This window comes from Citrobacter sp. MGH103, assembly GCF_001034475.2.
In the GTDB taxonomy this organism is placed as follows: domain Bacteria; phylum Pseudomonadota; class Gammaproteobacteria; order Enterobacterales; family Enterobacteriaceae; genus Citrobacter; species Citrobacter freundii.
On the sequence record NZ_CP073043.1, the window covers coordinates 3,583,578 to 3,605,401 of the forward strand.

The following is a 21,824-nucleotide window of genomic DNA, read 5'->3' on the forward strand; positions in this document are numbered from 1 at the left end:
GGAGAATTTATGTCATTAGAGAACGCCCCGGACGAGGTCAAACTGGCCGTCGATTTGATTGTTTTACTTGAGGAAAATCAGGTTGCACCTGAAACCGTACTGAAGGCGCTGGAGATTGTTAAACGGGATTACGAAAAGAAACAGCTCTCTTCTTCAAAAAACGCGCTATAGCTGAAATGCCTGATAGCGTTGCACTTATCAGGCCTACGAATGAATCGAAGCTCGCAGGCCTGATGAGCTTTTCTATTAACCTACCGAAGGCGTCGGATCATCACCTTTAATGATGTCACGCTTAACCTCGGTCACGGTGTCGCCCTTCGCGTTGTGCAGGTGCACTTCGAGCTGGTTAAAGGCGATATCAATGTCGTTTTCACGGCACAAACGATCGACCGCACGGTTCAGTTCATCAACCGTGTGGCTACGATCGCGCAGTTCACGCACGTATAAACGCAGCTCATGATCCAGCGTGCTGGCGCCGAAGGCGGTAAAGAACACCGCAGGCTCCGGATCGTGCATCACTTTCGGGTGTTCCATCGCCGCCTGCAACAGCACTTTCTTCACTTTGTCCAGATCCGAACCGTAGGCCACGCCGATGCGGATCACCAGACGCGTGGTGGTATCGGAAAGCGACCAGTTGATCAAACGCTCCGTCACAAAGGCTTTGTTCGGGATGATCACCTCTTTGCGATCGAAGTCGGTAATGGTGGTGGCACGGATACGGATCTTGCTGACTGTTCCTGAAAACGTACCGATAGTCACGGTATCGCCGATGCGGACCGGGCGTTCAAACAGAATAATCAGGCCCGAAACAAAGTTACCGAAGATTTCCTGCAAACCAAAACCAAGACCAACCGACAGGGCTGCTGCCAGCCACTGTAGCTTATCCCACGAAACACCGAGCGATCCGAAGACCGTCATCGCGCCGATGGCGATGATCGCGTAGTTAAGGATCGTGGTGATCGCATACGAAGCGCCCTGACGCATCTTCAGTCGCGAGAGCACCAGCACTTCCAACAGGCCGGGTAAGTTACGGATCAGCGCCCACGCGACCATTGAGGCAATAATCGCAAACAGCAGGCTACCCATGGTGACGTCTTTCACCACTGCCGCACCCGCTTCGGTACCGTTGTAATGCCAGAGCGTAATGCTGTCGAGATAGCTGAACACGGTGATCAAATCAGACCAAATGGCCCAGAACAAGACACCAAACAGGGCAACCATAACCAGCATAGTTATACGCAGCGTTTGCTGGTTAACCTGCTCAAGCGCGATGGTCGGTTCTTCCTGCGGTTCGGCACCTTCCGCTCCTTCTTTCACCAGGTTCTGACGACGTGCCAGCGCGCGACGCCAGGCGATACGACGTGCCGCGACGCTCAACCCACGCAGCACGGTCTGGTACAGCAGGTTCCAGAGAATGACCAGATAAACCGTTTCAATCCAGCGTCCCGCCAGGCGCAGCGTGGTGTAGAAATAGCCGGTCGCCGTCAGCACCATTAATGCTATCGGGATAATAGACAGCACGGTAATCGTCACCAGACGCAGACCATGTGACTCTTTATCACGCCAGCTTTCGCGGCACATTGGCCATACCAGGAAGGCGATCAGCAGCAGGTTGAGGAAAATCACCACCTGACCCAGCACATCGTCCATCAGATTGAGCGGTGACAGTTCAGCAATGACCGACCAAAAATTAAGCGGTAACAGCGCCAGGCTAATACGCACGATTTGGCGGCGCCAATGGCTAGTTTGTTTTGCTGGCATACCAAAATGACGAATTGCCACGCCATCTTTTTCCAGCACCTTCCAGCACAGACCAAACACCAGCCAGAAGACTGTCATCTTCTTACTGAACGCCCACAGCAGGTCGCTGATATTCAACTGCATGGTAAGCAGAATCAGACCTACCGCGAGGATAATCAGGCACGCCGGCAAGGCTCTGATGAGATCGATCAGAATCGCTTTTGGCGTGTTGAGCTGACTGTCATTACGCAGGTTACCCACCGCAGCGGCTAATTTCGCCTGATACTCTTTCAACCATTTCAGACGCCAGCGGATTAACCCGGCAATGAGCAGCAGCGGCAATCCCGCCAGGAACGCAATAAATACTGCAGGCCACGCTTTTTCCCAGTTCACCGTGATTTTCATCGACTTAAACTGGTCTTTAAGCGTTTGCGGGAAAGCTTTGATCCAGTCCCAGTCCATCGGACGATTACTGTTAACCCAGAAAATCTGCTGCGTGAGGATCCCTTTCAGGTTTTTCGACACGCTCATTAACTGCTGCTGGTTAATTTGCAGATTAATCGCCATCATCAGTTGGTTGCCCAGTTGCTTATTGAGCTGATCCAACAGTTCACGACGCATATCCACAACCTGCAGTAAGGCATCATGGACTTCGCCGTTAACTTCGTTGCTGTGCCCTTCTTCCAGTTTGGCGACAAACGCATCATTCTGGAACAGCGCGTCGCGCTGCTGGTTGACCTCGAACTGCTCCAGACGCAAGTCGGCGATCCGGTTGGTCATATCGGCAAGTTCATCCGCCGACGGCAGCGTTTGTTGTTGCTGATACAGAATACGCGACAGCAGCAGACTGCCTTTCAGAACGGCGATCTGTTCTTTAATGTTGCGTTCGGATTGCAGCGCGCGGTCAAGCCAGTTTTTGACTTTGATATTTTGCTGCATCAGGCTGTTGCCGTTTTCGGTAGCTGCAATCAGACGCTGGCTGAGCTGATGGTTAACATCAAGCTCCTGCTTCACTAACGGATTGGACTGAATACGCTCGGCTTCATCCGGCGTGACTGCTTCCTGCGCCGTTTTTTCGGTTAACGTCAGTCGCTTGCTGTTCACCGCTTCCTGCAGGAGCTGGAGCTGATGCTCAAGGCGGTTACTGTTCGCCGTCACGTAATCACGTTGTTTTTGCAAGGTATCCTGCAAAATCGTATTACCTTCGAGGCTCTTTCGCTGTTGGTCGATCTGCGCATTCAGCAGCGCCTGCTGCGCCTGTAACAGTACCTGCTGGCTGGGGCGTAAAGCACCTTCGCCTACATTAGTGCCATCAAGTCGGTTGCGGATTTGCTGCATCTGCTGCGACGCAGTGTACATCGCATTTTGTACGCGCTCTGGCTGGGTCTGGAGCGACACCAGTTGGCTGTTGTAGGCAGCAAGATCGTTTTGCGAGCTTTGCAGGTCATCAAGCACCTGCGCGACGCGTGACTCAAGCTGTCGTAAGGAAAGCGTGCTCAGCGTTTTTCGCGTTTCGTCGTCATTGTCGACATCGCTGAGCGAATTTAGCGCATCCGTCGCCTGACGCATTTTCTCCGGCGCCTGGGCCACTTTCTGGCGAAGCTGTACGGTCTCATCTTTCACGCGATCGATTTTATCCAGCGTGGCGATAGTATCGATGAGATCCTGTTGGACCAGCTTATCCTGCGCGGAGAGATCTTTTTGTTTACTCAGTGCGTCCAGTTGGCTCTGAATATCTGCTTTCGTCGGCAGTTCACCACTCTGTTGCGCCCGCGCAAATGCAGATGACTGGCAGGATAACAATAGAATGAAGAAAAGTATGCTAATAGCAATTACATGCTGTGAACGTTTATAGAGCTGCAACATAGTCATGAGAATGAATGTTTCTGAACCGGGAAAGTGACCGGAAATAGTCAAGCGGCAAGAATATCACGGCTGTGACCAGCAGAATAGCAGCAGGCAAAACGACCAGGAGAATTCCTGGTGCAGAATGGCAAACTAGCTTGTCTCTCCTGCCTGCAGGCGCAAGCTTGGACAAAGCAGACACATCTCCAGCAGCACCGCCACGTACTGGCGAGCCTCATTCTTCAGATCAAACGATTCGGGAGCAAATAACCAGTTCTCCATGATCCCGGAAATATAGCTACGCATTAACACCGCTACACGACGTGTGTTCAGGTTTTCCGGCAACATGTTGACATCCATACAGTGGCGTAACGTTTTTTCTATACGGTCATAGTTTTCCAGACACAGGCTACGTTCGACTAACTGAACTGATGCTATTTCCCCGACAAATTCGCATTTGTGGAATATAATCTCCATCAATAAACGTCGGCGTTCTTCTGTCACGGTAGTTTCAAGAACGTAAATTAAAATTTCTCTTAATACTGATAGTGGATCGTCAGGGAATTTTGCCTGATACTCAGTCTCTAACTCATCAATGTTAGGTTTTGCTAGCTCCCAGATTTCACTGAATAAATCCGATTTGTTTTTGAAATGCCAATAGATTGCACCGCGCGTCACACCAGCGGCTTTTGCGATCTCAGCCAGCGAGGTGGATGAGACCCCTTGTTGCGAAAACATACGCAGAGCGACATCAAGAATGTGTTGTCGTGTTTCCTGTGCTTGTTGTTTGGTTTTTCGTGCCATAGGTCAGTGAATTTACAGGCGTTAGATTTACATACATTTGTGAATGTATGTACCATAGCACGACGATAATATAAACGCAGCAATGGGTTTATGGGCTTTAAGCCATTGATCAATTTGAAATCGGACACTCGAGGTTTACATATGAACAAAAACAGAGGGTTAACGCCTCTGGCAGTCGTTCTGATGCTCTCAGGCAGCTTAGCGCTAACAGGATGTGACGACAAACAGGCCCAACAAGGGGGCCAGCAAATGCCAGAGGTTGGAGTTGTTACGCTCAAAACTGAACCTCTACAGATCACAACCGAACTTCCGGGTCGCACCAGTGCGTTTCGTATTGCTGAAGTTCGTCCTCAGGTTAGCGGGATTATCCTGAAACGTAATTTCACGGAAGGTGGTGACATCGAAGCGGGTGTATCTCTCTATCAGATTGATCCTGCTACCTACCAGGCCGCTTATGAAAGTGCAAAAGGCGATCTGGCTAAAGCACAAGCCGCAGCAAACATTGCTCAACTGACGGTGAAACGTTATCAGAAACTGTTGGGTACTAAATACATCAGCCAACAGGACTACGATAGCGCGTTGGCTGACGCACAGCAGGCAAACGCCGCCGTTGTTGCCGCGAAAGCTGCGGTAGAAACTGCACGCATCAATCTGGCTTACACCAAAGTGACGTCACCGATCAGCGGTCGCATTGGTAAATCATCCGTTACGGAAGGCGCTCTGGTGCAAAACGGTCAGGCGACCGCACTGGCGACCGTTCAGCAGTTGGATCCCATCTATGTAGACGTGACGCAGTCAAGCAACGACTTCCTGCGCCTGAAACAAGAGCTGGCCAACGGCACGCTGAAGCAAGAGAACGGTAAAGCGAAAGTCGAACTGGTGACCAATGACGGCATTAAATACCCGCAGTCCGGTACGCTGGAATTTTCTGATGTGACGGTAGATCAAACCACTGGGTCGATTACGTTACGCGCAATTTTCCCGAACCCGGATCATACCTTACTGCCGGGTATGTTCGTCCGCGCACGTCTGGAAGAAGGGATTAACCCAACTGCATTACTGGTTCCACAGCAAGGCGTTACCCGCACACCGCGTGGCGATGCCAGTGCATTGGTTATCGGTGCAGACAACAAAGTTGAAACTCGTCAAATTGTCGCCGCACAAGCGATTGGCGACAAATGGTTAGTCACTGATGGACTTAAGCCGGGCGACCGCGTGATTGTTACTGGGCTGCAGAAAGTACGTCCTGGCGCGCAGGTAAAAGCGCAGGAAATCACCGCTGATAACAACCAGCAAGGCCAAAGCGGTAGCCAGCCTGAACAGTCCAAGTCTTAACTTAAACAGGAGCCGTTAAGACATGCCTAATTTCTTTATCGATCGCCCAATATTTGCGTGGGTGATCGCCATTATCATCATGTTGGCAGGGGGGCTCGCGATCCTCAAATTGCCGGTAGCGCAATATCCGACTATTGCACCGCCAGCAGTGACGATCTCCGCGACCTATCCTGGCGCTGATGCCAAAACAGTACAGGATACTGTTACGCAGGTTATCGAACAGAATATGAACGGTATCGATAACCTGATGTACATGTCCTCAAACAGTGACTCCACGGGTACCGTGCAGATCACCCTGACCTTCCAGTCTGGTACTGATGCGGATATCGCACAGGTACAGGTGCAGAACAAACTGCAGCTGGCCATGCCGTTGCTGCCTCAGGAAGTACAGCAGCAAGGGGTTAGCGTTGAGAAGTCATCCAGCAGCTTCCTGATGGTTGTCGGTGTTATCAACACCAACGGCACCATGACGCAGGAGGATATTTCCGACTACGTTGGCGCCAACATGAAGGATGCCATTAGCCGTACTTCAGGCGTGGGCGACGTTCAGCTGTTTGGTTCTCAGTACGCGATGCGTATCTGGATGGATCCGAACAAACTGAACAACTTCCAGCTGACACCGGTTGATGTAATCAGCGCCATCAAAGCGCAGAACGCCCAGGTTGCAGCCGGTCAGTTAGGTGGTACGCCGCCGGTGAAAGGTCAGCAACTTAACGCATCGATCATTGCGCAAACCCGTCTGACCTCCGCTGATGAGTTCGGCAAAATCCTGCTGAAAGTGAATCAGGATGGTTCCCAGGTTCGTCTGCGTGACGTAGCGAAAGTGGAACTGGGCGGTGAGAACTACGACATCATTGCGAAGTTCAACGGTAAACCGGCATCCGGTCTGGGTATCAAGCTGGCAACAGGTGCTAACGCCCTGGACACCGCAAACGCTATCCGCGAAGAACTGAAGAAGATGGAACCGTTCTTCCCGTCAGGTCTGAAGATCGTTTACCCGTATGACACCACGCCGTTCGTGAAAATTTCTATTCACGAAGTAGTGAAAACGCTGGCAGAAGCAATCATCCTCGTGTTCCTGGTAATGTATCTGTTCCTGCAGAACTTCCGCGCGACGCTGATTCCGACTATCGCCGTGCCGGTGGTACTCTTGGGTACGTTTGCCGTCCTGGCGATTTTCGGCTTCTCAATAAATACCCTGACGATGTTCGGGATGGTGCTCGCCATCGGCCTGCTGGTGGATGACGCCATCGTGGTGGTCGAGAACGTTGAACGTGTAATGGCTGAGGAAGGACTACCGCCGAAGGAAGCAACGCGAAAATCGATGGGCCAGATTCAGGGCGCATTGGTGGGTATCGCGATGGTGTTGTCAGCGGTATTTATCCCAATGGCGTTCTTCGGAGGGTCGACCGGTGCAATTTACCGTCAGTTCTCCATCACCATTGTTTCCGCGATGGCGCTGTCTGTACTGGTGGCATTGATTCTGACCCCTGCCCTGTGTGCGACCATGCTCAAACCGATTGCTAAAGGCGATCACGGAGAAGGCAAAAAAGGCTTCTTCGGCTGGTTTAACCGCATGTTCGATAAGAGCACGCATCATTACACCGATAGCGTGGGCGGTATTCTGCGCAGCACCGGTCGTTATCTGGCGCTGTATCTGATTATCGTTGTGGGCATGGCCTATCTGTTCGTTCGTCTGCCAAGTTCGTTCCTGCCAGATGAAGACCAGGGGGTATTCCTGTCTATGGCTCAGCTGCCTGCGGGTGCGACGCAAGAGCGTACCCAGAAGGTACTGGACGAAATGACGGATTACTACCTGACCAAGGAAAAAGCGAACGTTGAATCGGTGTTTGCCGTTAACGGTTTCGGTTTTGCTGGTCGTGGTCAGAACACCGGCATCGCGTTCGTTTCTCTGAAAGACTGGAGTGAACGTCCTGGCGAAGAGAACAAGGTTGAAGCGATTACTCAGCGTGCAATGGGCGCATTCTCGCAGATTAAAGACGCAATGGTCTTTGCCTTTAACCTGCCAGCGATTGTGGAGTTAGGGACCGCAACCGGTTTTGACTTCCAGTTGATTGACCAGGCGGGTCTGGGCCATGAGAAGCTGACTCAGGCGCGTAACCAACTGTTTGGTGAAGTCGCGAAGCATCCTGATCTGTTGGTCGGTGTTCGTCCTAACGGTCTGGAAGATACGCCGCAGTTCAAGATCGATATCGATCAGGAAAAAGCGCAGGCTCTGGGCGTTTCCATTAGTGATATTAATACAACGCTGGGTGCAGCATGGGGCGGAAGCTACGTGAATGACTTCATCGACCGTGGTCGTGTGAAGAAAGTTTACGTCATGTCTGAAGCGAAATACCGTATGTTGCCGGAAGATATTGGCAACTGGTATGTCCGCGGTAGCGATGGACAGATGGTACCGTTCTCCGCCTTCTCTACCTCACGTTGGGAATACGGTTCGCCGCGTCTGGAACGCTATAACGGTTTGCCTTCCATGGAAATCTTAGGCCAGGCCGCTCCGGGTAAAAGTACCGGTGAAGCCATGGCGATGATGGAGCAACTGGCCAGCAAACTGCCATCCGGTATCGGTTATGACTGGACTGGTATGTCCTACCAGGAACGACTGTCCGGCAACCAGGCTCCTGCCCTGTATGCTATTTCACTGATCGTCGTATTCTTGTGTCTGGCAGCGTTGTACGAGAGCTGGTCAATTCCGTTCTCCGTAATGCTGGTTGTACCGCTGGGTGTTATCGGTGCATTGCTGGCAGCAACGTTCCGCGGCCTGACCAACGACGTTTACTTCCAGGTAGGCCTGCTCACAACCATTGGGTTGTCGGCGAAGAACGCGATACTTATCGTCGAATTCGCCAAAGACTTGATGGATAAAGAGGGTAAAGGTCTGATAGAGGCGACGCTGGACGCAGTACGCATGCGTTTACGTCCAATCCTGATGACGTCACTGGCCTTTATTCTGGGCGTAATGCCGCTGGTCATCAGCTCCGGCGCAGGTTCCGGTGCGCAGAACGCCGTTGGTACTGGCGTAATGGGTGGGATGGTGACGGCAACCGTGTTGGCGATCTTCTTTGTTCCGGTGTTCTTTGTGGTGGTACGCCGCCGCTTTAGCCGCAAAAATGAAGATATTGAGCATAGCCACTCAGTAGAGCATCATTGATACATCTCTAAAGATAAGGCCGCGCAAGCGGCCTTTTTTCTGAAAAAATCATAAAAATCACTTATTGCCATTCCGTTTATTTTCTATCGGGTAAATAAGCGATATAATCCTTGCAGCCTTAAAGGCTATTCTTAAAAAACAGCGAGAGTTCTTATTTACTTTAATAAATATTAAGATTAATCCTATCCACTGGTTCACATTGTCGGTTGTTGCCTTTCGTTGCTAAACCTAAACAAGATAACCCGATGATTGCCCGAAGAATAAAGAAATTGTCCCATTTCGAATAGCGGCATTTATCTGTTAAAATGTAAAAATGACGTAGCATCATAATTTTACATAATTGTAATTTTTCGTGATATGACGATGAAATCTTTTTTAGAGTAGATTATAGTTAAATCATCAGGAGTCGCGGGCAAGTTCCAGGTAGTTGTTGTATCCATCCCGAAAGGTGTTCGGTTAGTTTAAGCCACTAAGAAGGGGATGCGTTATGGATGAATACTCACCCAAAAGACATGATATCGCGCAGCTTAAATTTCTCTGCGAAACTCTGTATCATGACTGTCTTGCAAACCTTGAACAAAGTAACCATGGCTGGGTTAATGACCCTACCTCTGCAACCAGCTTGCAGCTCAATGAACTGATAGAGCATATTGCAACCTTCGCACTTAATTATAAAATTAAGTACAATGAGGACAATAAGCTGATCGCGCAGATAGATGAATACCTGGATGACACTTTTATGTTGTTCAGCAGTTATGGTATTAATACGCAGGATCTGCAGAAATGGCGGAAGTCAGGTAATCGACTGTTTCGCTGTTTTGTCAATGCCACCAGGGCTAATCCTGTTAGTTTGTCTTGTTAAAAATTATTACAATCATAGGTAAGAGTTATGTCCGATAAACCATTAACTAAAACAGATTATTTGATGCGCCTGCGACGTTGCCAGACAATTGATACGCTAGAGCGCGTTATTGAAAAAAATAAATATGAATTGTCCGACAACGAACTGGCTGTATTTTACTCAGCAGCAGATCATCGCCTTGCTGAATTGACCATGAATAAGCTTTACGACAAGATTCCAACTTCTGTTTGGAAATTCATTCGCTAATTGCACTCAAGGTTAAGTCAGGTATAGCGGCACAGTTGTCTGGCTAACCATTTTCGTATTTACAATGGTTATTTAATTCAAATCACGTGACTATGATCACAGCAAAGAAGCGGGAACGTTCCCCTTGCTTGTATTACGTTTTACTGTGCTGAAATAACCTTCAGTACACAGGGAAATCGTAATGCGTAATGAAAAGCTAAAAATGATCGCCGGCGAATACTATCGCCCGGCAGATGAAACACTGCGCAGTGACCGACTACGCGCTCGTCAATTGATCTATCGTTACAATCTCACCGCTCCCGATGAAAAAAATGAGCGTCAGGCAATCCTGCATGATCTGTTAGGTCAGAGTGAGGGTGCCTATATTGAACCCTCTTTCCGGTGTGATTACGGTTATAACATCTATCTTGGTAAAGACTTTTACGCTAATTTCGACTGCGTTATGCTCGACGTCTGTCCAATTCATATTGGCGACAACTGCATGCTGGCACCTGGCGTTCATATCTATACCGCGACCCATCCGCTGGATGCTACCGAGCGCAACAGTGGCCTGGAGTTCGGAAAGCCAGTGACTATCGGCAATAATGTCTGGATAGGTGGCCGTGCAGTGATCAATCCTGGCGTCACGCTGGGCGATAACGTGGTTGTGGCATCAGGTGCAGTAGTCACTAAAAGCGTTCCAGCGAACACCGTGGTTGGGGGCAATCCCGCAAGGATCATCAAAACGCTGTGATCTTAAATGTAACTGTTATGCTAAATTACGGTTAATCTGTTACTTTCTTCAAAGGGTATCCCCTTTTAAAATAGGGCGATCCCTCCTGAATTTTGCAGATATCACGAAGGCAAGAGATGACAGAAATACAGCGCCTGCTTACTGAAACAATCGACGACTTAAATATTCGCGAGAAGCGCGACAACAAACCGCGCTTTAGCATCAGCTTTATTCGCAAACACCCAGGGCTGTTTATCGGCATGTATGTTGCCTGGTTTGCCACGCTGGCGGTGATGCTACAGTCAGAAACGTTAGTCGATTCAGTATGGCTGCTGGTGGTACTGTTCGTTGTACTCAACGGCTTTTTCTTTTTCGACGTTGCGCCACGGTACCGCTTTGAAGATATCGACGTTCTGGATTTTAGAGTTTGCTATAACGGAGAATGGTACAACACGCGCTTTGTCCCCTCCTCGCTCATCGATACTATCCTGCACTCACCGTCCGTGGATAGCGAACATAAAGCACAGCTGCAAAAGATGATATCGCGCAAAGGCGAACTCTCGTTTTACGATGTCTTTACGCTTACCCGCGCCCAGACCACCCAGTAACGGCATCTCAGCGCAGATAAAAAAAGTGCGTTCCAGCCCAGGCAACGCACTTTAATCCCTGAAATGCTGGCAAAGAAACTAACGTCTCTTTTTACGCCCCTGTACTGCTTTAAAGCGCGGATTCGTTTTGCAGATAACGTACAAACGCCCTTTGCGTTTTACTATCTGGCAGTCAGGATGGCGCTGTTTTGCGCTGCGAAGTGAATTGAGTACCTGCATTTTAACCCCGCTTAACGCCAATAAAATGACCAAAACGTTTTTGGAAACGTGCTGCACTACCTTCATTATCAAAGGTTTTTTGTTTCCCGGTATAATACGGATGCGATTTAGAAGAGATATCGAGGGTCACGTACGGGTACATTTCCCCCTCAAACTCAATTTCACGCTCAGTCTTAATGGTCGAACCGACCTTAAAGAATTCATTGGCACTGGTATCGTGAAACACCACGGTACGGTAAAAAGGATGAATATCCGGTTTCATGGCAACCTCGATTTGTTACGTTATAACATAACCAACAAAATACACCACTCTTGTACAAACCACAACCTGATTTACGCTACAGGGAGTTAAACGGGATGATAAGTGGCCGTAAATATATGATGTCAATCGAATAGCTTTTCGGGGTTTCAGATATACTTTCCCTACGCTGTGTAAATAAGGATATCACTGTGACAACACGACATCTGATAAGCCTGGTGACTGGGGTACTGTTCCTTTCCATCCTCGCGCCTGTAGGTTTAAGCCTGTGGCTGGCACATCGTCAGGTCGAAACGAAATTTATCGATGAACTCGACATGTTCTCAACACGAGTCGCATTACGTACGGAACGCGTAGGCGAGCAGGCGAAAAAAGCATTACGCCATATTGAAGCATTTCAGGGGGTGCCTTGTAGTGATGAGCATCTGCTGGAAATGCGTCGTTTGTCATATAGCTATCGCTATATTCAGGAAGTGCTGTACCTCAAAGATAACGTTCCGCAATGCTCATCTCTGGAAAAAAGAAGCCAGGCAGACGCATTTCCACCCGCAATGAAAGTCACTCCTGATGGATATCGCGCATGGCTTACCACGCAAAATGATTTGGGCATCAAGCGCTTTATGGCAGCATTAGGGAGCGAACATTATATTGTGATGGTCGATCCGGGTTCTTTCATTGACGTCATCCCGTTTGGCTCATGGCCGATTGAAGTGACTATCATTGGCACCATGCGCAACGTCGTGGTTGCCAGTAGCGCCGATCTGCCATCGGACGTTTTGCAGCATATACAGCAAGAACGATCGATTACTCATTTTAACAAAGATGGCAGCATTTATAACGCCCGCCCCTTTCCTGAGTTGGGCATCACGATCGTAACATGGGCGTCTACCCTACCATTGCAAAAAACCTGGCACCGGCAGGCACTGATCTGGCTCCCGGCAGGTATTCTTATCGGCTTGCTCACCGCCGCCTTTGTTTTGCGTATTTTGCGCCGCTTACAGTCGCCCCATCACCAGTTGCAGGACGCTATCCAGCATCGGGACATCAAAGTCCACTATCAACCAATTATCTCGCTCAAAACGGGGAAAGTGGTTGGGGCAGAGGCGCTGGCTCGCTGGCAGCAGGCCGATGGGAGTTATCTGTCACCTGAAATTTTCGTCGCGCTGGCGCATGAAACCGGGCTGACAGAGTCCCTCACCCGGTTGATTATTGAAAGCGTATTTGAAGATTTAGGCAAATGGCTGCGTCAGCATCCTGAGCAGCATATATCCATCAACCTTGAGTCAGCCGATCTGTCCTCCGAAACGCTTCCTGCCCTGTTAAGCCAGAAGGTGAACCACTGGCAACTTAAGCCTGCGCAAATCGCGCTGGAGCTAACTGAACGCGAATTTGCTGACCCAAAAAATAGCGCGCCGTTTATTGCCAAATACCGTCAGGCGGGTCATTCAATCTATATTGATGACTTTGGTACCGGCTATTCCAGCCTGAGTTATTTGCAGGATCTGGATGTAGACATTCTGAAGATAGACAAATCGTTCGTCGATGCACTGGAGTACAACAACGTCACGCCACATATCATCGAGATAGCAAAAGCGTTGAAACTTGAGATGGTGGCGGAAGGTATCGAAACCGAGAATCAGGAAACCTGGCTACGCAAGCACGGAGTGCAGTACGGTCAAGGCTGGCTTTACAGCAAAGCGCTGCCGAAAACGGAATCTATGGTCACTCCCGTTTTTGCAACACCGATTTTGACGACAAGTTGGCTTGCTTGAATCTATCCGGCGTCTGAATGGGATTTTATTCCCGCGCCTCGATGAGTTCCGCGCCTGATGAACCTCCAGAAAATATACGGCTTCAATGAGCCTTTCCGTTTTACAGGTTCCTCAACAGGCCGGTGGGCCGTTAGTATCATCAATATCAGTATTCGCAAAACCAGATGAATGATTGTTTAAACTGGTGTATTTCTGCCTTTATGCTTCGTAAGTTTGCTGTCGCGCCGTCAGTGCCCAGGCTATTCTGGCCAGCTTGTTTGCCAGAGCACAGGTGACGACAAAGTTGCTTTTCCGACACAACAACTCCCTGACCCAGTCGGCCAACTTGCCAGACTGGTGTTCCAGTTTTTGTATGAATACCCTGGCACACTGAACCAACAAAGTTCGGATCTTTTTGTTGCCCCGCTTGCTAATCCCTAACAATGTCGTCCGACCTCCCGTGCTGTACTGTCGGGGTACCAGCCCTGTTGCCGCCGCAAAGTCACGGCTGCTGGCGTACTGCTTCCCGTCGCCAATCTCAGTTGAAATAGTACTGGCAGTCAGCGTTCCAACGCAGGGAATACTCAGCAAGCGCTGTCCAACCTCATCTTCGTCCAACTTTCGTTTCAACTGAGATTCCAGATCTTTAATCTGCTCAACAAGATAGTGATAATGCTGTTGTAATTTCAGCAGTAACTGGCTGAGATAAAGAGGCAAACTACTGTCCTCAAGAAGGGTACTCAGTCGACTAATAACGGCAGCACCTCGCGGAACGCTGATACCAAATTCCAGCAGAAAAGCATGCATCTGATTAGTTGTTTTCACCTTATCCTGAACCAGGGATTCACGGACACGATGCAGAGCTCGCATTGCCTGCTGAGATTCGGTTCTGGGCTGCACGAAACGCATAGATGGACGTGATGCTGCTTCACAGATAGCTTCAGCATCAACGAAGTCATTTTTGTTGCTTTTAACGAATGGGCGGACAAATTGCGGTGATATCAGCTTTGGAAAATGCCCTAACTCTGCCAGCTTGCGTGCCATAAAGTGAGAACCGCCACAGGCTTCCATCGCGATGGTTGTTGCCGGGCATGTCGCCAGAAATTCGATTAGCTTTGGTCGGGTGAATTTTTTACGGTAAACGGCCTTCCCACGATGATCCTGACAATGAATATGGAAAGAGTTCTTACCCAGATCGATACCAATAAGCGCAATGTTTTCCATGATGGTTCTCCGAATGAAAGCCTGTCCTCAGCATAGTACTGGGAAGGAGGGAGTGACCATCTCATTATTTATACTGTGGGCAGAAAAACGGCTTTAACATGGCTGTTGATGTTGAGATGGCTGGCGGCACGCCGCACAGCCAGTCACATCACTCTTCCATAATGGGCGCAAATCCACCGTAGATCATTCGCTTGCCATCAAATGGCATAGATTCACCGAATTCCTTCATACGGGGATCGGACATCATCTTCTGATTCGCCGCGTCGCGGACCTCTTTGGAAGGGTATTCAATCCAGCTGAATACCACTTCTTCATGATCCTGCGCTTTCACAGCCATGCGAAAATCGGTCAATTTGCCGTCAGGGACATCATCTGCCCAGCACTCCACCACGCGCAATGCACCGAACTCCTTGAAAAGCGGAGCTGCTTTTGCCGCCATCGCAATGTACGCCTCCTTGTTTTCAGCGGGTACGGCAACCACAAAGCCATCAACATACTTCATGAGAAAAACCTCCGAAGTGTACTGCGCGGCAAGCCGATTCCAGCCGCGTCAGTCGAGGTTAAGTTTAGTCGCCAGCAGGCGATCGCGCCCCAGGCGTATTCCTGATGCGAATACGTGCCTGCGGCTGATGCCGAAACCACGGCAGGCAAAGCTGAATGAGTGGTCCGATAGCCAAGGCATACAGCACCGTGCCAACCCCCACGGTTCTCCCAGCAACCAACCGATAAGCAGCACCGACAATTCAATTGCGGTTCGAATTCGTCGTACTGGCCAGCCGGTACGTGCGTGGATACCGGTCATCAGACCATCACGCGGACCGGCGCCAAAACCGGCACCAATGTACAGGCTGGTTGCTAACGCATTCAGGATCACCGCTGACACCAACAGCCCGCTGCGCGCCAGCAGGGATTCAAATCCCGGAATCACCAGCAGCGCGGCATCTGCCGCCAGCCCGATCATAATCACGTTGCTCAACGTGCCAAACCCTGGACGCTGGCGCAGCGGTATCCACGCCAGCAGTACCAACACACCCACGGCAATAATCACCACGCCGATATTCATCGACAATAAATTGGCCACGCCCAGGTGAAACACGTTCCACGGATCGGCCCCTAAATCGGCACGGACAAACATCGCCGTCGACACACCGTACAGCGTCAGCCCGATAAACAGCTGAAGTAAACGACGCAGCATGCTTTTCCCCTCTCACTCTCAGATAACTTTCATCATCACCGCAATTGGCACTATGATTAATGTCCAGTTTTCAAAAAGTGGACTGCTATGTCATCACGCCGTTACGGAAGCCAGTCTTTGCAGCGCCTGCTCGGACACTGGCAGGAAAACCCCTCACGAACGCCCATCTGGCGACAGCTGGCAGAAGCGTTACGTTTGCTGATCCTTGATGGTCGACTGGCGCTGGATAGTCGCTTACCCGGCGAACGCGAGCTCGCTGCCGTTCTGCAAGTGAGCCGAACCACCGTCGCCAGCGCCATGGCGCAACTGCGTGAAGAGGGATATCTGGAAAGCCGTCATGGGAGCGGCTCACGGGTGATCCTGCCGGAACACATTCGTCATGTGCCTACACGAACCAGTACCGGTACAGCGCTGGATTTGTCCACGGCGGCGCTGAGTGCCGGTCCCGAAATTCACCATGCTTACCAACAAGCGCTGTTTGCGATGCCGCAGCATTTGCTGAGCTCCGGGTATCTACCGCAGGGACTGGCGGTTTTGCGTGAATCCATCGCCCGACATTATTGCGAACGCGGACTCCCGACGCAGCCCGATGAGATTATGGTCGTGAACGGCGCGGTCAGTGGCCTGGCGCTGATCCTGCGTTTACTCACCGGCCCAGGCGATCGCGTGGTGGTCGATCATCCCACGTATCCGCTGGCGATTGCCGCGATTCAAGGCGCATCATGTCGTCCCGTCGGTGTGTCGCTGCCCGAACACGGTTGGGATACGGCAGGTCTGGTAGCCACCATCGCGCAAACCGCACCGAGAATGGCCTATCTGATGCCGGACTTTCACAATCCGACCGGGCGTTGCATGGACGCTGCAACTCGCCAGGTCGTGGCAGATATTGCTGAAAGGACCCGCACCACGCTGGTGATTGATGAGACCATGGTGAACCTGTGGTATGACGCCCCGCCACCACCGCCGCTTGCCGCATTCAACCGCGATGCGCCGATCATCCTGCTGGGATCTGCCGGGAAAAGCTTTTGGGGAGGATTACGTCTGGGCTGGATTCGGGCGTCGGCGCGAACCATTGCGGCGCTGGTACAAACTCGCGACACCTTCGATTTAGGCTCCCCGGTGCTTGAACAACTCGCCACCAGCTGGCTGCTGGATAATGCCGCCGACTTTCTTCCTGACAGAAGACGGCTACTCACATCGCAGCGAGATCTGTGCTCGGATCTGATGAACGCACATTTCCCGGAGTGGCAGTTTACCCAGCCACAGGGAGGACTCTCTTTTTGGGTTGAACTGCCCGATACGCTGGCAACGCTATTCGCTACGCGCGCCGAAATCGCAGGCATTCAGTTGGGAACCGGTACGCGTTTCGGTCTTGATGGTGCATTTGACCGCTTTTTGCGTATGCCCTTCACATTACCGGATGACACAACGCGTGCCGCCTTCCGGGTGTTGCAACCCATTTGGGATAACCTGCGTTTGCAGTCCAGCAGCGGGAAAATACGTAAAATAATCTAAACGACGAGTCAAAGGACTCGTCCTTGAATGCCGTGATGGACGAGGATGTCCCGGCAATATTAACGCTGAGGAGGAACCGGAAACCCCTTCAGAGAAATCACGAAATTCTCACCGTCTTTCTTAATTTTTGCCCCGGCATCACACCAGTCGGAGGCAATACGGAAGAACTCATCGCTGCCGACGTTCCAGCTCAGACGAACATGTTTCACATAACCGGAACGCAGCATTTCACAGGCTTCGCCATAATTACAGGCGGTTGAGAGCGGTTGTTGTTTCATTTTTTCTTCTTCAGTAGTCTTCGCAATGCTTTGATTTCTTTAGGAGTCAGTGCTTCAACCACGGATTCTTCCGTATGCTGGCTATCGATATCCTCAGCGGAGACTCCCGCCTCTTCAACGGCGGAAAACGCGATCAGCAGTAGTTTTTCCGTCGCGATACTTAAATTTTCACTATGCACTTCAGCGTAATGGCGAAGCTTTTCTTTTAGCGCCTCATCAATTTTGACATTCAATACAGCGGTCGACATCGTAGAAAATCCTTGTGGTCAGCCAAAACACACCGAATGTAAGACCCTGTCGTTACAGTGCGATGGCGGCGGCAAAAGCATCAAATAACATCCCCGAAACACATTGACAGCATTTGATGACATTAAAATGACAATACGATGACAAAGAAAAGAAGATAAACAGAAGGAAAATTGCCGGACGGCAGAATTGGGTGGGGGCCCTGCCAGCTACATCCCGGCACACACGTCATCTGCCTTGGCTGCTTCCTTCCGGACCTGACCTGGTAAACAGAGTAGTGTTGCGGGAGAACCAACAGAGCCCCCATTGAGAGCGTTGTTAACCAACGCGCAGGCGCATTATCACTGCTGCACCCTGTAATTGCAACCCATCCAGTATCGGATGCTGTTTTCTTGTGCAATGCGGCTTCACTCCTTCGCCGTTCAGCATTATGCTGGAGGATTAGCGCAGGAATAAATGATGGATATACAAGACACTTTCCCCCAACGCGTCTGGCAAATCGTCGCGTCAATCCCCGAAGGTTTCGTCACTACCTATGGCGATGTTGCCAAGCTTGCCGGTTCGCCGCGTGCTGCGCGCCAGGTAGGCGGCGTGCTTAAGCGTCTCCCCGAAGGCAGCACTCTGCCCTGGCATCGGGTGGTTAATCGTCATGGTGCCATTTCGCTGACAGGCCCCGACCTGCAACGGCAGCGTCAGGCGTTGCTGGCTGAAGGAATAGTGGTTTCAGGAAGCGGACAAATCGATTTACAGCGCTATCGCTGGGTGTACTAACCCTCTCTGGGCGGAGAGGGTTACGACTGCCTTAGTACTGTGTGGGAGCAGGGACGGCAGAAGACGGATTCACCTGGGTTGGTGACGTTGACGACACCGTGGTGGCAGCCCCACCGCTCGCCTGAACCGGTACTGCCGTTTGCTGTACAGGGACCAGCGTCAGGTCAGCTTTTGTCCCCCCCTGATTAATGACCGTCTGCACGGTATCAGTAATGAAGACCAGTTTGTCATTAACCGTAATTGCCGCACTTAGCAGAATACGGGCGTTAGGTTGAATATCAGCCGGGTTAAACGGTAATACGAAGCTGAATGGCGCCTGTTTACCCTCAGTACGGACCGCTTTTTGCGACAGCACTTTTGACGGTGCATCGGCCAGTGAAGCATCTGACAGCGTTACGGTCAGCACCGCATCAGGTGGCAAGGCCACTTTCTGGCGGATCCATACTGTACCGGAGACATTAGGCTGCTGAATTTTAGACTGTGTGTCAGCAATTGACGTATTAGGGCTTGGCGCAGGTGTCTGAATATCCGCGCTTTTATCGGCGCAGGCTGCCAGAGCGACCGCAACCGCTAAACCACTTACCATGTGCACGAGTTTCATTAAATTCTCCTTTTCATCTATGCACCAGCGAGAACTTTCCTCGCCAGAAGAGTGGTTAACAAAAACATAACGTGACTAAGTGTGGCACAAGACAGCTGTTTTTGCCTGTAATAGGCCTTTAATTCAGACAATTGCACCCATCGGACCACTTTCAAAATTGCGTTATACTCTGCCTACCTCGCTGCGAGATCGATATAACCTGGAGAGCACGTATGAGTCTGGCGCTGAAAAATTTGCTGACATTGTTAAATCTGGAAAAAATTGAAGAAGGACTCTTTCGGGGCCAAAGTGAAGACTTAGGGTTACGTCAGGTTTTTGGGGGACAGGTTGTCGGTCAGGCGCTGTATGCCGCAAAGGAAACCGTACCAGAAGAGCGTCTGGTCCACTCCTTTCACAGCTACTTTTTGCGCCCCGGCGATAGCCAAAAGCCGATCATCTATGATGTAGAAGTCCTGCGTGATGGTAACAGCTTCAGCGCGCGCCGCGTTGCCGCAATCCAGAATGGTAAACCTATTTTTTACATGACAGCCTCTTTCCAGGCGCCGGAAGATGGATTTGAACATCAGAAAACCATGCCGGATGCGCCGAGTCCCGATGAGCTTAAATCAGAAACAGAAATTGCCCGCTCAGTGGCGCATTTGCTGCCGCCGCTGTTGAAAGAAAAATTTATCAACGATCGTCCATTGGAAGTGCGCCCGGTTGAATTTCATAACCCCTTAAAAGGTCACGTCGCACCTCCGACGCGCCAGGTTTGGATCCGCGCAAACGGCGAGCTACAGGACGATCTGCGCGTCCATCAATATCTGCTGGGTTATGCTTCAGACCTGAACTTCCTGCCTGTTGCGCTGCAGCCGTACGGAATTGGTTTTCTGGAAAAAGGGATTCAGATCGCCACCATTGACCACTCCATGTGGTTCCACCGTCCGTTCAATATCAATGAGTGGTTGTTGTATAACGTCGAGAGTACTTCGGCCTCCGGTGCCCGGGGTTTTGTACGCGGGGAGTTTTATACGCAGGACGGCGTGCTGGTCGCCTCTACCGTGCAGGAAGGGGTAATGCGTAATCGTAATTGAGAATTACCGGATGGCGGCGCAAAAGCGTTGCCATCCGGCAGATTGAAACATCAAGCGTTGTAAGCGTTCTCGCCGTGGCTGTTCACATCCAGACCTTCGCGTTCCTGCTCTTCCGGTACACGCAGACCCACCGTCATATCCGCCAGCTTATAGCCAATGAAAGCCACCACACCGGACCAGACGATGGTAATCGCCACGCTTTCCAGTTGCACCAGCAGCTGATGCCCCATGGTCACGCCCTCGGCAAAGCCCACGCCGCCCAGAGAGCTGGCAGCGAACACCCCGGTCAGGATGCAGCCGACAATGCCGCACACGCCGTGCACGCCAAATACATCACACGGATCGTCCACGCGCAGAATACGCTTCAGGATGGTCACACCCCACAGGCCAGCCAGTCCCGCAACGACACCAATAATCAGCGCGCCGCCGACACCAATATAGCCACATGCCGGTGTTACCCCCACCAGACCCGCAATAGCACCAGAACACGCGCCCAGCAGGGACGGTTTGCCACGCAGCGCCCATTCACCGAAGATCCATCCGAGGATAGCTGCGGCGGTGGCGACCACGGTATTGACGAAGGCCAGTGCGGCAATCTCATTCGCCGTTCCCGCTGAACCGGCGTTAAAGCCAAACCAACCAATATAGAGAATAGCGGTACCGGTGAAGACCATCGGCAGGTTATGCGGTTTAAAGGCTTCTTTGCCAAAACCGACGCGTTTGCCAATCAGATACGCACCAACCAGACCGGCAATCGCCGCGTTGATATGCACGACTGTTCCGCCGGCAAAATCCAACGCACCGTGGGAAGCCAGCAAGCCGCCGCCCCAGACCATATGGGCAATGGGGATGTACGACAACGTTAACCATACCACTACAAAAATCAGCACCGCAGAGAAGCGAATACGTTCAGCCAGCGCCCCGACAATTAGCCCAACGGTGATGCAGGCGAAAGAACCCTGAAAAGCAACGTGAATGTACTGGTAGAAGCTCCCCGTGACCGCCGTCAGCGCGATGTTCTTCAGCAATACCCAGTTGAAGTTGCCGAAGAAATTATTCCCTTCGCCAAAGGCCAGTGAGTAGCCATAAACCACCCATAGAATACAAACCAGAGCGAATGTCACCGTCACCTGAGTCAGCATCGACAGCACGTTCTTACCGCGAATCAAACCGCCGTAGAACAACGCAATGCCAGGGATAGTCATAAACAGCACCAGCGCGGTACAGATCATCATAAAAGCGTTATCTGCTTTATCCGCAACCGCCGGTGCCGCCATTGCCAGTCCCGGCAGTAGCGCCAGTGAAGCAATACCTGTTTTCATCGTTGCTATCTTCATTTTTTGGTTTCCTATCACTGTGTGCCAGAAG

At 51.0% G+C, this 21,824-nt stretch carries 21 protein-coding genes, 1 other RNA gene and 1 pseudogene; 11 read left to right on the forward strand and 12 right to left on the reverse strand.

What is annotated here, in order from left to right; genetic code table 11:
* Positions 1–9 precede the first annotated feature (9 nt).
* Entirely contained in the window at positions 10–171 is a 162-nt protein-coding gene (rsmS, locus tag SK33_RS17350; RefSeq protein WP_003021750.1) for a pleiotropic regulatory protein RsmS, read from the forward strand.
* Between the two features lie 75 nt (positions 172–246).
* Here rsmS and mscK read toward each other — a convergent pair whose 3' ends face one another.
* Both mscK and acrR read right to left on the reverse strand, forming a co-directional pair.
* The gene (gene mscK / locus SK33_RS17355) at positions 247–3,612 is read right to left on the reverse strand and encodes a mechanosensitive channel MscK (RefSeq protein ID WP_048219469.1); all 3,366 of its coding nucleotides are present in this window, start codon (positions 3,610–3,612) and stop codon (positions 247–249) included.
* A 126-nt stretch (positions 3,613–3,738) separates the two neighbouring features.
* Complete coding sequence (gene acrR, locus SK33_RS17360) at positions 3,739–4,389, reverse strand: multidrug efflux transporter transcriptional repressor AcrR (protein ID WP_003021744.1); 651 nt, start codon at positions 4,387–4,389, stop codon at positions 3,739–3,741.
* Positions 4,390–4,530: 141 nt separating this feature from the next.
* Between acrR and acrA the strand changes: the two genes are divergently transcribed.
* The 6 genes from acrA (at position 4,531) to SK33_RS17390 (ending at position 11,324) form a co-directional block, all read left to right on the forward strand.
* A complete protein-coding gene (acrA, locus tag SK33_RS17365; RefSeq protein ID WP_003835922.1) occupies positions 4,531–5,724 on the forward strand; it encodes a multidrug efflux RND transporter periplasmic adaptor subunit AcrA in 1,194 nt (397 codons plus the stop codon).
* 22 nt (positions 5,725–5,746) lie between these two features.
* Entirely contained in the window at positions 5,747–8,896 is a 3,150-nt protein-coding gene (acrB, locus tag SK33_RS17370) for an efflux RND transporter permease AcrB (protein ID WP_003021736.1), read from the forward strand.
* Between the two features lie 487 nt (positions 8,897–9,383).
* Positions 9,384–9,758: an Hha toxicity modulator TomB gene (tomB, locus tag SK33_RS17375; protein WP_003021733.1), complete on the forward strand. Its 375-nt coding sequence runs from the start codon at positions 9,384–9,386 to the stop codon at positions 9,756–9,758.
* Between the two features lie 27 nt (positions 9,759–9,785).
* Positions 9,786–10,004 (forward strand): HHA domain-containing protein, encoded by a 219-nt coding sequence (locus SK33_RS17380; RefSeq protein WP_002892050.1) that lies wholly within the window; start codon positions 9,786–9,788, stop codon positions 10,002–10,004.
* 181 nt (positions 10,005–10,185) lie between these two features.
* Positions 10,186–10,737 (forward strand): maltose O-acetyltransferase, encoded by a 552-nt coding sequence (maa, locus tag SK33_RS17385; protein WP_048219472.1) that lies wholly within the window; start codon positions 10,186–10,188, stop codon positions 10,735–10,737.
* 116 nt (positions 10,738–10,853) lie between these two features.
* Positions 10,854–11,324, forward strand: a complete 471-nt coding sequence (locus tag SK33_RS17390; protein ID WP_003021724.1) for a YlaC family protein — start codon at positions 10,854–10,856, stop codon at positions 11,322–11,324.
* 78 nt (positions 11,325–11,402) lie between these two features.
* On the opposite strand, the gene ykgO is transcribed toward SK33_RS17390, so the two are convergent.
* Positions 11,403–11,543, reverse strand: a complete 141-nt coding sequence (gene ykgO / locus SK33_RS17395; RefSeq protein ID WP_005125190.1) for a type B 50S ribosomal protein L36 — start codon at positions 11,541–11,543, stop codon at positions 11,403–11,405.
* A 1-nt stretch (position 11,544) separates the two neighbouring features.
* On the reverse strand, positions 11,545–11,805 hold the full coding sequence (locus SK33_RS17400; RefSeq protein ID WP_003021719.1) for a type B 50S ribosomal protein L31: 261 nt from the start codon (positions 11,803–11,805) through the stop codon (positions 11,545–11,547).
* A 188-nt stretch (positions 11,806–11,993) separates the two neighbouring features.
* On the opposite strand from SK33_RS17400, the gene SK33_RS17405 reads away from it, so the two are divergent.
* Positions 11,994–13,574: an EAL domain-containing protein gene (locus tag SK33_RS17405; RefSeq protein ID WP_048219473.1), complete on the forward strand. Its 1,581-nt coding sequence runs from the start codon at positions 11,994–11,996 to the stop codon at positions 13,572–13,574.
* A 198-nt stretch (positions 13,575–13,772) separates the two neighbouring features.
* Here SK33_RS17405 and SK33_RS17410 read toward each other — a convergent pair whose 3' ends face one another.
* The 3 genes and pseudogenes from SK33_RS17410 to yczE form a co-directional block, all read right to left on the reverse strand.
* A complete protein-coding gene (locus SK33_RS17410) occupies positions 13,773–14,777 on the reverse strand; it encodes an IS110-like element IS5075 family transposase (RefSeq protein ID WP_000427614.1) in 1,005 nt (334 codons plus the stop codon).
* A gap of 148 nt (positions 14,778–14,925) precedes the next feature.
* On the reverse strand, positions 14,926–15,279 hold the full coding sequence (locus SK33_RS17415) for a DUF1428 domain-containing protein (protein ID WP_003831033.1): 354 nt from the start codon (positions 15,277–15,279) through the stop codon (positions 14,926–14,928).
* A gap of 64 nt (positions 15,280–15,343) precedes the next feature.
* A pseudogene (gene yczE / locus SK33_RS17420) lies at positions 15,344–15,972 on the reverse strand (membrane protein YczE).
* Positions 15,973–16,059: 87 nt separating this feature from the next.
* Here yczE and yczR point away from each other — a divergent pair.
* The gene (gene yczR / locus SK33_RS17425) at positions 16,060–17,487 is read left to right on the forward strand and encodes a MocR-like transcription factor YczR (protein ID WP_016149708.1); all 1,428 of its coding nucleotides are present in this window, start codon (positions 16,060–16,062) and stop codon (positions 17,485–17,487) included.
* A 59-nt stretch (positions 17,488–17,546) separates the two neighbouring features.
* Here yczR and SK33_RS17430 read toward each other — a convergent pair whose 3' ends face one another.
* The 3 genes from SK33_RS17430 to ffs all read right to left on the reverse strand — a co-directional run bounded on the left by SK33_RS17430 (position 17,547) and on the right by ffs (position 18,308).
* Positions 17,547–17,765 carry a hypothetical protein gene (locus SK33_RS17430; protein ID WP_003021701.1) on the reverse strand — a complete coding sequence of 73 codons (219 nt, stop codon included), beginning with the start codon at positions 17,763–17,765 and terminating at the stop codon, positions 17,547–17,549.
* A complete protein-coding gene (locus SK33_RS17435; RefSeq protein WP_003021699.1) occupies positions 17,762–18,013 on the reverse strand; it encodes a hypothetical protein in 252 nt (83 codons plus the stop codon). The genes SK33_RS17430 and SK33_RS17435 overlap by 4 nt, the downstream gene beginning before the upstream one ends.
* A 198-nt stretch (positions 18,014–18,211) precedes the next feature.
* An RNA gene (gene ffs, locus SK33_RS17440) (signal recognition particle sRNA small type) lies at positions 18,212–18,308 on the reverse strand.
* 162 nt (positions 18,309–18,470) lie between these two features.
* On the opposite strand from ffs, the gene SK33_RS17445 reads away from it, so the two are divergent.
* Positions 18,471–18,782: an MGMT family protein gene (locus SK33_RS17445; protein ID WP_048219475.1), complete on the forward strand. Its 312-nt coding sequence runs from the start codon at positions 18,471–18,473 to the stop codon at positions 18,780–18,782.
* A 31-nt stretch (positions 18,783–18,813) separates the two neighbouring features.
* Here the strand turns inward: SK33_RS17445 and SK33_RS17450 are convergent, their stop codons facing one another.
* The gene (locus tag SK33_RS17450; RefSeq protein WP_048219478.1) at positions 18,814–19,383 is read right to left on the reverse strand and encodes a YbaY family lipoprotein; all 570 of its coding nucleotides are present in this window, start codon (positions 19,381–19,383) and stop codon (positions 18,814–18,816) included.
* Between the two features lie 212 nt (positions 19,384–19,595).
* On the opposite strand from SK33_RS17450, the gene tesB reads away from it, so the two are divergent.
* Positions 19,596–20,456, forward strand: coding sequence for an acyl-CoA thioesterase II (gene tesB, locus SK33_RS17455; protein WP_003021663.1), 861 nt, complete (start codon positions 19,596–19,598; stop codon positions 20,454–20,456).
* A gap of 50 nt (positions 20,457–20,506) precedes the next feature.
* On the opposite strand, the gene amtB is transcribed toward tesB, so the two are convergent.
* Positions 20,507–21,793, reverse strand: coding sequence for an ammonium transporter AmtB (gene amtB, locus SK33_RS17460; RefSeq protein ID WP_003835936.1), 1,287 nt, complete (start codon positions 21,791–21,793; stop codon positions 20,507–20,509).
* Between the last annotated feature and the right edge of the window lie 31 nt (positions 21,794–21,824).